Origin of the sequence: Sphaerobacter sp., from assembly GCF_019683595.1 — a bacterium.
Lineage (GTDB): Bacteria > Chloroflexota > Chloroflexia > Thermomicrobiales > Thermomicrobiaceae > Sphaerobacter.
The window spans coordinates 1-12928 of record NZ_JADGHZ010000100.1 but is presented as its reverse complement, the minus strand read 5'-3'; the positions used below and the strand labels follow the sequence as shown (position 1 = coordinate 12928).

The window sequence follows — 12928 nt, the reverse complement described above, 5'->3', positions numbered from 1 at the left end:
TGGCCGAGGTTCCGGCAGGTCCGCGAGCGGCGAGAGATCGACGGTGATCGAGGTCATCGCGGGCGTCACCGGCACGCGGGACGCCGTCCCCGGGGCGACCATATTCGGGTCAATGTTGGGCTGCATCACAATGCGGACCTCGCGAGTGGCGGGGTCGAGCCCGGCGAACGACTCCCACCGTGTGCCCGGCAGTCGACCGTCTGCGTCCATGTCAAGGTATGCAGCCATCATCCCGTCGGATAGGAGGCCGACCGGGAGCCCGCGCTCGTCCAACAGGGTGATCTCGGCAAGCTCCGGCGGGTCGGCGGTGAACCCGAGGTAGGTCGCGTCCCGGTCCACAGCTAGCCAGTGGAGCGTGATCGTCCCGGAGCGCATCGGTGCGTCGCCGCCGATCTCGAACGTCTGCTCAATGTCGAATACCAGTCCGGCCTCGCGCAGGGTCGCCAGCACCGGTTCGATCGCTTCCAGACCGGGCAGGTGGACCTCCTCGGCAATGTCGGCCGGGACGAAAGTGAAGCGCCATTCGCCGGGGAACTCCCGCTCCGTGCCGTCCGGTTGGCGGAACACGAGACGGGTGATGGTGATGCTCACCGGTTGGTCCGGCTCACGCAGCATCCGGAGGGACAGCCCGACGCTGTACCCGGTGACGATCGTGTCCCACCTGCCGCCTTCTCGGGTGGACTCTGCCACAGGGACGACCCACTTCGGCTTCCCCAGCGGGTCTGCCAACCCGTCGAGGTGGCCGTCGCTCTCGGACCGCCAGCCGACGAACTCGCCCAGCGACTTCAGGTCCGGCATCGCCTCGGGGTCGGTCGGCTCGATCATGAGTGCAAGCAGCAACCGATCGCCGTCGCGGCCCTGGGAACTGAGGCTGATCGTGAAGTCGGACGAGGTCGCCACCAGGGTCGATGCCTCACCCGGCTCGGTGCCCCGCCCCTGGAGCACTGCGACCAGCAGCCCGGCCACGGCGACGAGGACCACGGCCGCGGCCGCCATCCCCGCGCTCTCGCGCACCCAGCGGCGCCAGCTACGCCGGGGCGTCTCTGCCCGGTCGGTCGCTGCGGGGTGTTCCGGCAGCAGGTCGTGGCCTCCCGGCCCATCCGCGCTCGGCAGCGGTGCGTCGGATCGGCCAATCCGCGCCCCAGCCTCCGCCTCCAACTGACGTCCGAGCCGTGCCAGGAACGCGGGGTTGGGCGCCGGGGTATCGTCGCGGTCGTGCACCGTGCGCACGGCTGCTGCGATCGCCGGGTCTAGCGAGCCGTCGACGACGCGCTCACCAGCGGCCACCGCGTCCCAGTAGCGGTCGAGTGCGTCCAGCGTCTCGCGTTCGAGCTCATCGCGGTTCAGTCGCATTGTGCGCCTCCGCGCTGCGTGCCGTGGGCAAGGACATCCCGCAACCGCTGCGCGGCGCGGTACTGGAGCGCCCGCACGCTGCCGTGGCTGCGCCCGAGCACCTGCGCGATCTCCGCCCCGTTCAGCCCCGCCAGTCGTAGTTCGACGACTTCCCGTTGCTCCGGCGAGAGCGCCGCGAGCAGCGCTTGCACCCCGAGGTGCGATTCCGCGCGCAGCATGACCTCCTCCGGCGTCGGGCCGGGGTCGATCGGGTCCGGGGCTGTCTCCGGCAGGCGCTCGATCCGTCGTTCGCGGTAGAGGTCGATGACGACGTTGCGGGCGATGGTGAAGAGCCACGCGCGGAACGACCCGCTTCGATACTCAGGTAGTGCTGCGAGCGCCTTGAGAAAGACCTGGCTTGTGGCGTCCTCGGCGGCCTCCGGTTCGCCCAGACGGCGGTAGCAGAACCGGTAGACCGGATCGGCATAGCGCACGTAGAGCGGGGCGAATGCGCGCGGGTCACGCCGCGCTCGCTCCACTAGCGCCTCCTCCTCGGCCGCCGCCTCCCGCGGCGCCACACCGTCGCCTGAGTGACCGCGCAGGATGTTCAACTCTCTGCTCCAGAGCAATCGCGCACGATCCGCTCGATCTGTGAACGGAGAAGATCGACAGAGTGTTACGGGCAGGAGATGACCGTATCACGAGGGATGGACCGCGGTCGTGTCCTGAGGAAACGCAGGCGGGCGCGGTGCGTGACGGAGCGCCGGGTAGCGGCACGCGCTCGGCCGGGTGGTGCGCGGGCTCCGTGCCATGGTTGGTGTCCGGGACGGGCGGTAGCAGGATCCCCGTGCCATGGCTCGCGCCCGAGGGTGATGAGGTTTGACGAGTTACACAGACGCACGCGGTTGGTCCATGCCCGGGCTAAAGCAGCCGGGCTGACAAGGCCAAGCCGGCTGATGATCTCTCACAACGTCGTCGGACCATGAACTGCGTTCACCGCCCCGTCCAGCTCCGGTAGCAGGCCGACGTCGCGCAGCAGGGCCACGGAGCCATCCGCAAACTGGTCGAGGAAGGCCGCCACCTGGTCCTTGAGTGCCTCCCACTGATCTGCCTGGCGATGGTGGTGCAGCATGGCTTGCTTGACCCAGCGCCAGAGCTTCTCGATCGGGTTGGTCCAGGGGGCATCGGTCGGGAGCCACAAGAGCTCGATGCCCAACTCGGTCGCTACCGCCAGCACCGCCGGGTGCCGGTGCACCGGCCAGGTGTCCCAGACCAGGATGAGCCGCCGGTCGGGGTAGGTGGCCCGCAGCCGCCGTAGAAACCGCCCCAGCTCCGCCACCCCCATGCGCGCCGCCGCATGCGTGGTCACCCGCCCCGTGACCGCATCCAGCGCCCCGCTGATGCGCCAGCGGGTGTTGCGGCGCTGCGACAGGCGCGCTACCGGCTCGGTGCCCTGCGCCGCCCACACCGCCGCCAGCGTCGGTTGCCGCGTGAGGATGAACGCATCGGCATACACCAGGCTGACCACCTCCGGCTGAGCCCGCGTCAGGGCCAGCGCCGCGTCGATGGCGGCCAGCCAGCGGCAGACCGTCTCCGGCTTGCGCGGTTTGTACAACCCGTGGCGCGCCATCTGGCGGGCCGACCGCCCATCGGCGATCTGCAGCATGGCGCTGGCGCGCTCGCGCAGGTAGGGGCGGGGGTCAGCTCCAGCGTGTGTGGGCGCATTTGGTGGCTCCATTCGCGTCCGTCCCCCAGCATCCCCAGTATGGCCCGTGAAAGATCACCAGCCGGCTTTCGTTGTGAGCCCGACGGCTCTAGCCCCGGGCACATGCCGCGGTGCGGGATCCTCACATCACCCACCCCTGGGCACGGGCCGACCACCTACACCCATCTCATTCGTCAAACTCCATGGTGGGAGAGGGGCCGGGGGTGAGGGCGTTCCTACCGGGCTGGCGATCGCCGGTTGCCAATGGGAATTCTCCCGGCCGGCTATTGGGGCTGGCGTGAGGGCTCCGCCGCGCCGGCGAGGTAGGCCAGCGCCCGGGCGGCGGCCCGCTCGCCGGAGACGATGCAGTCGGGGATGCCGACACCGCGGTAGGCGGCGCCGAGGAGCAGGAGGCCGGGGTGCTGCTCCAGCCGCCGGTCGATGGCTTCCACCCGCTCCAGGTGGCCGAGGATGTACTGCGGCATGGCGCGGTGCCAGCGGTGGATGTACGTCAGCACCGGGGTCGCCTCCAGACCCAGGATCTCGCGCAGTTCCCGCCGCACCAGATCCAGCAACTGGTCGTCCGATAGATCGACCGCCTCCTCGCGCCCGGCGCTGCCGACGAAGGCGCGCAGCAGGACGAGATCCTCCGGCGCGCGGTGCGGGAACTTGCTCGATGCCCAGGTGACGGCGGTCAACTCCCGCCCCTCGATGCGCGGTATCACGAAGCCGCGGCCGACTCCGACCTGCCCCACGTCCTCGCGGCGGTAGGCGAGCGAGATGGTCGCGGTGGAGACATAGGGGATGCCGCGGAGCAGCTCGGCGAGTTCCTCATCGATCCCGGCGACCAGGTCGGCGGTAGCCCAGGCCGGGGTCGCCAGCAGGACGGCGTCGGCCGCGATGGCCGAGCCGTCCGCCAGGTGGACGATCCAGCCGCCGTCGACCGGCTCCACGGCCACAGCCGCCACGCCGACCCGCCAGTCGATCCCGTCGAGGGAGTCAACCAGGGCGTCGATCAACTCGCCCAGCCCACCGCGGAGGGACAGGAACGCGCCGCGGGGCTGGCTCCCAGCGGGCGGGGGCGGCGGAGCCGCGCGCCGCTGCGCCAGCATGCCGCGGATCAGGCTGCCGTAGCGCAGTTCGGTCTCGCGCAGGCGCGGGAAGGTCGCGAGCAGGCTCAACTGCTCGGCATCCCCGGAGTAGATGCCGGAGAGGAGCGGCTGGGCCATGTGAGCGTAGACCTCTTCGCCGAAGCGGCGGCGGACGAAACTGGCGATCGACTCGTCCCCGTCGTCGAGCCGCGGTCGGCGGAAGTACTCGGTCGCCATGCGCAGCTTGCCGCGTGTCGAGAGGAGGCGCGAGCGCAGGAGAGGCCGGACCTTCGTCGGCACCAGCATGGTGATCCCCTCCGGCAGCGGCTCCAGCCGTCCGCGGTGGAGGATGGTGGTCCCGCCGCTCTCGCGGGTGGTGCTGACGATGCGGTCGCCGAGGCCGAGCACCTCGCAGAGGGCGGCTGCGGCCGGCTTGCTGGCGAGGAAGGAGTCCGGTCCGGCCTCGATCACCAGGCCCTCCATCCGCTCGGTGCGGATTTTGCCGCCCAGTCGAGTGTCGGCCTCGACCAGCGTCAGGGCCAGCCCGCCGTCGGCCTGCCGCAGCCGGTAGGCCGCGGCCAGCCCCGCGATGCCGCCGCCGATGATCGCGACGCGACCGGCTGTCATCCGCCCGCCCCCTTCGCTACGCTCGCTACTCCGTTGCTGCGGCCTTCACCTGCTGGCCGAGCCGCTCGCGCACTGCGTCGGCCACCGCCCGGCAGAGCAAGGGGTGGTCGTTCAGCGACGCGGTCCGCTCCAGACGCATCCCCAGGTTCTTGGCCAGCTCCCGCGCCTCGATGTCGATATCGTAGAGCACCTCGACATGGTCGCAGACGAAGCCTATCGGCACGACGAGGACGTTCCGGACCCCCTCGCCCGCCAGCGCCTCCAGCGTCTCCTCCAGCGCCGGGCCGAGCCAGGGATCGGCCGTCGCCCCGGCGCTCTGATACGCGAAGCGCCAGCGACGCGGCCGCACCTCGGCGACCACGGTCTCCACCGAGATGCGGAGCTCTTCCGGATAGGGGTCGCCCCACTGGAGGATGCGCTCCGGCAGGCTGTGCGCGGTGAAGACCAGGGCGACGTCGTCCCGCTCCTCCTCGGGGAAGCGCTCGAGTGCGTCCCGGATGCGCCCGGTGACGGCCGCGATGAAGGCGGGCTGCGTCTTCCAGCTCTCGATCGACAGGACCGGCACGCTGGCGTTGTTCTCCTGCAGCGCCTTGTCCAACTGCTCCAGGTAGGCGCCGACACTCATGCGGGAATAGTGGGGAGCCATGACGATCGCGACCAGCGTGTCGACGCCGTCGGCCAGGATGTCCGGCACCACTTCGCGGATATAGGGATGCCAGTGGCGCATGCCGACGTAGGTGCGGAACCGCATCCCGGCCGCCGCGGCCGCTGCGTCGTTCAGTTCCCGCTCCACACCGGCGGCCTGGGCCTGGGTCAACTCCACGATCTGCGAGCGCCCGCCGATGGCGCGATAGCGCTCGGTCAACTCCGCCAGCAACTCGTCCGAGTAGGGACGCCCGCCGCGCACGTCCAGAAGGTAGGCGGGGATGTCCTCGAGCGAGTTGGGGCCACCGTAGGCCATCATCAGCACACCGATGCGCGGCCCGACCTCCACCGCGCCCTGCCCCGATTGATCCATCCGCTGCGACTCGTCCATTCGAGGTGTCTCCGTCGTCTCCAAAGCGATAACGCTCACGCAGCCCGTGTGGCTCAGCTCGCCGCGAGGGCCGCATCCTCCGCGTCGTAGTCGAAGCGCGCCGGGTCGTATTCGGCCGGCGGGTTTGCCCGCTCCCAGGCGACCGTGCGGCGCAGCGCCTCCTCCTGTGGGACCGGCTCGACGTAGCCGAGTTCCTGGCGGATGCGCGTCGTGTCCATCGCCAGGTCGTGGGTCAGATCTCCGGGGATGGTTGCCACGCCGCGTAGCCGCTCGGGCGGGACCGTCACGACCTCGCCGTCCCAGCCGGCGGCTCGTCCGATGGCGCGCACCCAGTCCGCCTCGCTGAGCGGCTCCGGCTCGGCGACGTTGTAGACCCGCCCGGCGGCGCGTGGGTCGGTCGCCGCCAGCGCGATGGCCGCGGCGACGTTCTCCACGTAGCCGCGGGCGCCGCGCCAGCGCGCAGCGATCTCATCGAGGACGATGACGCGCCGGCCGTCGTCCATCCGCTTGAGGTACGGGAAGAGGCGGTGCTGGGTATCACCCGGGCCGTAGACGATCGGCAGGCGCAGCACCGTGCCGGGGAGATCCGGGTCGCTCATGACCACGCGCTCCACCAGGATCTTGTCGTAGTCGTCCCGCCAGCGGTGGGGATCATCCGCCGCGCGTGGCGTGTCGCCCCGGTAGGGATAGATGCGCTGGCGCAGCGGCGACTCCTCCGTCAGCAGCCCCGGCTCGGGCGGCCCTGACTCGATCCCGATCAGGCGGCCGAACGCGGCGTACACATCGGCGCTGCTAATGACGGTCAGGCGCCCGGCGATCCCGGTCAGCCCGTCCATGGTGGCGCGGGCGTCGGCCTCGGTGAAGGCGAACATGTCGATCGCCGCATCGGGAGCCAGGCGCGCGATCTCGTCCCGGCGGGCGGGGAGGTCATACCGGTCGCCGTAGAGGTGCTGCACCTGGGGAGGGAGCTGCGCCTGGGTCTGCCCCCGGTGGTACACCGTCACCTCATGGCCGTGCTCGACCAGGTGCTGAACGACGTACGGTCCGATAAAGCGGGTCCCACCGATGACCAGAATGCGCATGCGTTCCCCTTACGTGTTGCGTGGTGCGTGTTCCGTGTTCCGTCATCGTTCCCCTCACCCCCGGCCCCTCTCCCACAAGGGGAGAGGGGAGTAGGACGGAACACGGAACACGCACCACGTCCTACGTTCCCGTTAGCTCGTGCACCAGCTCGACCACGTAGCGGACGTTGTCGACCGGCGTTTCGGGCAGGATGCCGTGGCCCAGGTTGAAAATGTGGCCGGGACGTCCCCCGGCGCGGGCCAGGATGTCCCGGACGTGGCGCTCGATCTCCTCCCGCGGCGCGAAGAGCACCAGCGGGTCGAGGTTCCCCTGTACCGCCCGGTCGTGCCCGACGCGTGCCCAGCCGTCGTCGAGCGCGATGCGCCAGTCGATGCCGACCACGTCGGCGCCGGTGGTCGCCATCAACGGCAGCAGCCCGGCGGTGCCGGTGCCGAAGACAATTACCGGGACACCGAGCGGCGCCACATGGGCGACGATGCGGCGCACGTAGGGGAGCACCCGGCGCTCGTAGTCGAGCGGGCTGAGCGCGCCGACCCACGAGTCGAAGAGTTGCACGGCCTGCGCTCCGGCGCGGATCTGCCCGGCCAGGTAGCGGGCCGTCATATCGGCCAGCTTCGCCATCAGCGCGTCCCACACCTCGGGCGCGCGGTACATCATCTCCTTGGTGCGGCGGTAGTGGCGGGAACTGCCCCCCTCGATCAGGTAGCTGGCGACGGTGAAGGGGCCTCCGGCGAAGCCGATCAGCGGCACCCGCCCATCCAACTCCCGCCGGATCAGCCGGACCGCCTCCAGCACGGCCGGCGTGGCCTCCTCCGGGTCGCGCACGACCAGCCGGGCGACGTCGGCAGCCTCGCGCACCGGGTTGTGGATCACCGGTCCCTCCCCGGCGGCGAACTCCAGATCAACGCCCATCGGCACCAGCGGGAGGAGGATGTCGGCAAACAGGATGGCGGCGTCCACCCCGAGCCGGTCGATCGGCTGGAGCGTCACCTCGGCGGCGAGGTCGGGTTGGGCACAGATCTCAAGTAAGGTATGGCGGGCACGGATGGCGCGGTATTCAGCCATATAACGTCCGGCCTGCCGCATGAACCAGACCGGCGTCCGATCCACCGGCTCGCGCCGGCAGGCACGCAAAAAACGGTCGGCGGCCGTGTTCCCGTCGGCCACAGGCTCCTCCTGCTCCATCGCGGTGGAGTTGCGGGCGCAACCCCTGCCGGACCGGATTCTACCACCTGGTCTCCGACCGCTCGGCGCGTCCAACGCGGGGCTCGGACGTTATACTCATCGGTGCTCGAGCGTTACAGAACGTGCGTGGTTCGGCGGGGCGAGTCCGGCCGATTGTTGCCGCCACACGCCGCGCGGAGGGCACGCATAGTCAAGGGAGGACGACCGATGAGCACGGGCCAGCAGCGCGAGTTCGCCCCGGCCTTCTATGACCTGACGGAGGTGCGGTCCTTCTCTCCGCTGCCCGGGTTTGCCATGCAGGCAATTACGGGCAAGAACCTGATGCTCAACTGGGTGCGGATCGAGCCGAACACGGAGATGCCGGCACACGAGCACCCGCACGAGCAGGCCGGGGTGATGCTGGAGGGGACGCTGGAGCTCACCATCGGCGAGGAGACGCGGGTGTTGCGGCCGGGGATGGCCTACACCATCCCGGGCGGGGTACGGCACCGGGCCCGCACCTTCGAGGACGGGTGTCTTGTGCTGGACATCTTCAGCCCGCCGCGCGAGGACTACGCCCGGATGGCCGGGGATGCGTGATGCGTGTTGCTCCCCCTCACCCCCGGGCCCTCTCCCCTGGTGGGAGAGGGGAGCGATACGCGATACGTACTACGGGTGACGTATGACGGTTGACGCATGACGCATGACCCATGACCGGCGGCTGTTGACACCCTGGTGATAACGTGATATGCTCATGCCGCGATAAGGGCAGGCTCCAGCGGAGCGAACAAGTCGAGCCGGGAAACACATGGGGGAACTCATTCTGGGCCGGCCGGCGCTCAAGCTGGAATTCGCGGTGTCCGTGCCGCTCGATCTGACATCGGCGCTATCGCTGGTTTTTCGGGCGACCGACCCGCGGCGGTTTGACCGCTGGCTCGTCGAAGCGCGAGAGCGACTGGATCCGGAAGCCCGGCACGATCTGGACACCGTGCTGGGGAGTTCAGGTCGGCTGCTGTACTACGTCGAAGAACTCTTGATGTCCTTCGACCCGTTCACGCCGGAGCACCTGGATGCCGACTTCGACGCGTATATCGCGCATCTGCGGAGTCTGCCGCCCTGGGCATACCATTCGATGATGGCACAGTCATTGCTTAGGGTGTATCGCGATCGTGGAGTTACGGTAGCACCTCCGGACACGGCGGACCGCACGGCCTGGAGGGCATTTCTTGAACCAGGTATCACACGTGCCGACCTTGACGAGGTCGTCGACCTGGTTCTGGCACCTGAACAACTCAAAGCGCGTACAATTTCCCTGATCGAGCGTTTCTGGCATGACTGCTATCGTGATGAATATCATCGCACGTTGCCAGAAATGCGCCGGGCACTGCGGCAGGCCCGCTCGACGACCTACCCGAGTGTGGCGGTCGCCTTCGAAGAACTGAGCGGCCACCGGCTGCCCGAAGAAGTACAGCTCGCCCTGCCGCACGTTGAGCGCGTGACCATCTGCCCGTCGTACCATCTGGGGAACTTCGCGCAGTTCATCCTCTATCCGCCGGAGTTGATCCTCTACTTCAACTGCCAGCGGACCAGCGCCGCAACACAGCCGGCGCGGGGATCAAAGCTCTCGGCGGACCTGCTCCCCGGGCTCCGGGCATTGGCCGACGGCACGCGCCTCCGCATCATCGAGATGCTGCAGGGCGGGGAGTTGTACGCGCAGGAGATCGTTGGTCGGCTTGGAATCAGCCAGTCCGCGGTATCGCGACACCTGGCCATGCTGGAAGCCGCGGAGATCGTCACCGTACGGCCGACCAACGGCATGAAATACTACGCGATCAACGCTCAACGTCTTCGGCAGATTGCCGAAGAACTTGAGCAGATCGGATGACGATCACACCGCTTGCCGGGTGATCGACATTAACAAACTAACTCCGACCACGCGATAGCGCGTGAGGAGCGAGGGTCAACCGCGTCAAGGCCGGTTGTGAGGCCGCTGGGCAGCGCCCTCGGGCGTATGCCAGGCTTCACACAACCCCCCTTGATTTCCTCTTGACGCGCAGCCCCCTCGGGGGCTCGCTTCCTCTGATTCCCTCGAAACGGCTTGGTCGCCTCGGCCACGACCGAGCCAGGACTCTCCTCTCTCTCACGGTTGACCTGACTGGCGATAAGGGGCGTGCTTGCCACACAGTGAGCACGCCCCTTGTCACATTTAATGGACCACGACGCCACGCCACACCCGCCCCCACCTGTGCAGGCTCTCGGCTTCGGGACCGGCCCGCACCGCGTGGACCCCCGTCGCTTCCCCGCATTCCCCAACACCTCCCGCCGCAAGACGCGCGAGTCGTTACTACTTTGCTTTTTCCTTACCAGTTTTTCTACACTTGGCGCCGGGGATGGTGCCGGCGCCGCTCGGGGACACGCGGCGCACGCTTGGGCGCTCGCCCACGGCGCTCTCCCTCGCCGGGTCTACCCCGGCGTGAACCGGCTGCCGCCGGGGACACGGCAGCCGCGAACGGGGAAAGGGAAGGGGAGCGGTTTCCTCATGCGCGTCGAACAATCCACGCGCCGGCCGGCAGTGGACCTCCTGCCGGTGGCTCTGCTGCGCCTGCTGTTCCGTCCGTCCGCGTTCTTCCAGGACGAGCCTGCACGCGGCAGCCTGCTCGGGCCGCTGGTCACCGGTCTGGCCTGTATCGAGACGGCGACCTTCCTGGGCGAGGTGCTACGCATGGAGGGGGTGCGGGGTGTGCCGATCCCCTGGCCCTTCCACCAGTTTGTGCTGGTAGGCGGGATGGAACCGTCGCCGGATAGCCAGACGCCGGTGGGCCTGCTGCTGTCGGTGCTGGTGGCTCCGCTCGCCGGGGCGCTGCTCCTGGCCCTCGTGGCGGGTGCCGGGCACTACATGGTCCGCACCGTCGCGCCCGCGGGAACGGCCGGGTTCGGCGCGACCTTCCGCGTGGTTTGCTACTCGGCGGTGGCCGCGCTCGGTGCCTGGGTGCCCCACATCGGCGTGCTCTGCCTCATCCACGCCACGGCCATTGGTGTGGCCGGGGTGCGCGTGGTGCACCGGCTGCCGGCTCGGCGCGCGGCGACCGCGGTTGTCTCGCCGATCGCGCTACTCGTGACGGTGTTCGGGGTGATGCAGGTGCTGGCGGCGGTGGCGCTGCTCGTCTTCAACTACGGCTAGCGCGGCCGGATCAGCCGGTCGGCAGCCAGCGTGGCAGCTCCGCCAGCGTGGCGAGCACGTCGCAGTCGCCCGGGGCGCCGATGCCGAGCCGGTCGATCAGCAGCGGGCGGAGCCCGGCGGCCCGTGCGCCAACCGCATCGACCGCGTAGGTGTCGCCTACGTAGAGGCAGTTCCAAGGCGCGACGCGCAGGCGGCTGAGCGCGGCGTGGAAGATGACCGGGTCGGGCTTACCCCGGCCGCCGACATCCCGCGGCGTCACGACTGCGGCGAAGCGCCCGTCCAGGCCGACCTCGCGGATGCGCTCCGGTGCCTCGACGTTGTTCGAGACGACCCCGACGCGCCAGCCCGCGGCGTCGAGGTGATCGAGCGCGGCGTGGACGTCGGTGTAGATCTCGAACCGCCGCTCGCGCTCGCGTTCGGCGAAGGCCTCGATGAGTGCCTCGACGGCATCGTCGCGCCCCGTCAGGCCGAGCTCGCGCTGGAGTCGTAGCCAAAAGCCGTTGGCCATCCGGTCCACCACCGGGTCGTCGGCACGAACCCAGGCGTCGTGCACCTCGAGGATCGTGCGCCGCTCCCCCAGGCGCTCCAACACGCGGGCAATGGTTTCGTAGCGGTGCGGTACCGCGCCGCAGAGCGTATCGTCCCAGTCGAACAGGACGGCTCGGCCGTCCGCACCCGCCGTCGTCACCGCCAACCCCCTCGCCACGGAACTTGACATCAAGGCACCGATTCTGCGATTAACTTAATGCCCGAGCGCCCACCGGGCAAGAGAACGCCATCGTGCCACGCACCCTCCCAGGTGCGTACCCAATTATTCTGCGACCATAACCCAGGAGTGTGCATCAATGCCTAAGCCTCTCGCGTTCTCATTAGCATCGTCGAGGAGACGCTCGCGCCGGCTTCTGCGCCGGCATCGTGAGCAGTTGCCCCACCCGCAGCGGCGGACGGACGCGCCGCTCGGGGTTGACCCCGCCTCCCAAGAGCTGGACGGGCTTACGCGCGTACCCGCCGACGGCGACGCGACCCTGGAGGCCCCTCCGGCGCTGGAACTCACCCCACCGGAATCCGCCGACCTCCAGGTGTAACATCGCCGTCCACATCCCCTCGCCCAGCCCTCCGGCTCCGCGCCGGTCGGGCTCGTCGGCGAGGGGCGTCCAGCGCACGACCAGGCTATCGCTGCGCGTTCCCCGGGGGTGCACCCCGGGCTGACAAGAAACGCCCGCTTCAGTGGGCTGAATTTGATATCCATATCCGGCGGTCAGATACACCGCTTTAGTACGGCGCGGGATGGTGAAACATGCCCGGTGGTGCGCGGGTTCCCGCGCCTTTGTCTATGTCGTAAACGGGTGGTGCACGGATCCCTGTGCCGTGTTCCGGTCCCGCAGTGGGCGGCCTGTGGATCCGCGCGTCATGGCGCGTGCCCGGGGCTAAAGCCGCCGGGCTGACACGGCGAAGCCCACTGAAGGGGCTGGGACGCAGCAGGGATCAGTCCCGGGTGATATGGTGTCCGCCACCCGGCCCGTGCCCGGGGCTAAAGCCGCCGGGCTGACAAGGAAAGCCCGCTCAAGCGGGCTGGGACGCAGCAAGGTGCAGATCTTGCCGACACGGTGTCCGCCGGTCGGCCCGTGCCCGGCGGCGTTAGCCCCGGGCCCGCGCCCGCGGGGGGCCCCCCCCCCCCCGGGGCGCCCCCGCGGCTCCCCCGCCCGCGT

The 12928-nt window shown here is 69.4% G+C and carries 11 protein-coding genes; 3 read left to right on the top strand and 8 right to left on the bottom strand.

Annotated elements, in window-relative coordinates:
* The 7 genes from IRZ30_RS11245 to hemE all read right to left on the bottom strand — a co-directional run.
* On the bottom strand, positions 1-1353 hold a 1353-nt coding region (locus IRZ30_RS11245), incomplete at its 3' end, for a hypothetical protein (RefSeq protein ID WP_294085199.1).
* Positions 1344-1961, bottom strand: coding sequence for a sigma-70 family RNA polymerase sigma factor (locus tag IRZ30_RS11240; RefSeq protein WP_294085197.1), 618 nt, complete (start codon positions 1959-1961; stop codon positions 1344-1346). The genes IRZ30_RS11240 and IRZ30_RS11245, both read right to left, overlap by 10 nt.
* Positions 1962-2296: 335 nt before the next feature.
* Positions 2297-3070 carry an IS630 family transposase gene (locus tag IRZ30_RS11235; protein ID WP_294085196.1) on the bottom strand — a complete coding sequence of 258 codons (774 nt, stop codon included), beginning with the start codon at positions 3068-3070 and terminating at the stop codon, positions 2297-2299.
* A 251-nt stretch (positions 3071-3321) separates the two neighbouring features.
* Positions 3322-4755, bottom strand: a complete 1434-nt coding sequence (gene hemG, locus IRZ30_RS11230; protein WP_294085194.1) for a protoporphyrinogen oxidase — start codon at positions 4753-4755, stop codon at positions 3322-3324.
* 25 nt (positions 4756-4780) lie between these two features.
* Positions 4781-5791, bottom strand: a complete 1011-nt coding sequence (gene hemH / locus IRZ30_RS11225; protein ID WP_294085192.1) for a ferrochelatase — start codon at positions 5789-5791, stop codon at positions 4781-4783.
* A gap of 53 nt (positions 5792-5844) precedes the next feature.
* Positions 5845-6873: an NAD-dependent epimerase/dehydratase family protein gene (locus IRZ30_RS11220; protein WP_294085191.1), complete on the bottom strand. Its 1029-nt coding sequence runs from the start codon at positions 6871-6873 to the stop codon at positions 5845-5847.
* A 121-nt stretch (positions 6874-6994) separates the two neighbouring features.
* The gene (gene hemE, locus IRZ30_RS11215; RefSeq protein ID WP_366945343.1) at positions 6995-8059 is read right to left on the bottom strand and encodes a uroporphyrinogen decarboxylase; all 1065 of its coding nucleotides are present in this window, start codon (positions 8057-8059) and stop codon (positions 6995-6997) included.
* 207 nt (positions 8060-8266) lie between these two features.
* Between hemE and IRZ30_RS11210 the strand changes: the two genes are divergently transcribed.
* The 3 genes from IRZ30_RS11210 (at position 8267) to IRZ30_RS11200 (ending at position 11219) form a co-directional block, all read left to right on the top strand.
* Positions 8267-8638 carry a cupin domain-containing protein gene (locus IRZ30_RS11210; protein WP_294085189.1) on the top strand — a complete coding sequence of 124 codons (372 nt, stop codon included), beginning with the start codon at positions 8267-8269 and terminating at the stop codon, positions 8636-8638.
* Positions 8639-8846: 208 nt separating this feature from the next.
* The gene (locus tag IRZ30_RS11205) at positions 8847-9923 is read left to right on the top strand and encodes a metalloregulator ArsR/SmtB family transcription factor (protein WP_294085187.1); all 1077 of its coding nucleotides are present in this window, start codon (positions 8847-8849) and stop codon (positions 9921-9923) included.
* Positions 9924-10577: 654 nt separating this feature from the next.
* Positions 10578-11219, top strand: a complete 642-nt coding sequence (locus IRZ30_RS11200; protein ID WP_294085185.1) for a YIP1 family protein — start codon at positions 10578-10580, stop codon at positions 11217-11219.
* Positions 11220-11229: 10 nt separating this feature from the next.
* On the opposite strand, the gene IRZ30_RS11195 is transcribed toward IRZ30_RS11200, so the two are convergent.
* Positions 11230-11907: an HAD family hydrolase gene (locus IRZ30_RS11195; RefSeq protein WP_294085184.1), complete on the bottom strand. Its 678-nt coding sequence runs from the start codon at positions 11905-11907 to the stop codon at positions 11230-11232.
* Positions 11908-12928: the final 1021 nt, after the last annotated feature.

What these genes read in the sequence shown, in the direction of transcription:
- hemE (WP_366945343.1), bottom strand. Translation starts at nt 8,059, where the DNA reads ATGGAGCAGGAGGAGCCTGTGGCCGACGGGAACACGGCCGCCGACCGT.
- hemG (WP_294085194.1), bottom strand. Translation starts at nt 4,755, where the DNA reads ATGACAGCCGGTCGCGTCGCGATCATCGGCGGCGGCATCGCGGGGCTG.
- IRZ30_RS11235 (WP_294085196.1), bottom strand. Translation starts at nt 3,070, where the DNA reads ATGGAGCCACCAAATGCGCCCACACACGCTGGAGCTGACCCCCGCCCC.
- IRZ30_RS11210 (WP_294085189.1), top strand. Translation starts at nt 8,267, where the DNA reads ATGAGCACGGGCCAGCAGCGCGAGTTCGCCCCGGCCTTCTATGACCTG.
- IRZ30_RS11205 (WP_294085187.1), top strand. Translation starts at nt 8,847, where the DNA reads ATGGGGGAACTCATTCTGGGCCGGCCGGCGCTCAAGCTGGAATTCGCG.
- hemH (WP_294085192.1), bottom strand. Translation starts at nt 5,791, where the DNA reads ATGGACGAGTCGCAGCGGATGGATCAATCGGGGCAGGGCGCGGTGGAG.
- IRZ30_RS11200 (WP_294085185.1), top strand. Translation starts at nt 10,578, where the DNA reads ATGCGCGTCGAACAATCCACGCGCCGGCCGGCAGTGGACCTCCTGCCG.
- IRZ30_RS11220 (WP_294085191.1), bottom strand. Translation starts at nt 6,873, where the DNA reads ATGCGCATTCTGGTCATCGGTGGGACCCGCTTTATCGGACCGTACGTC.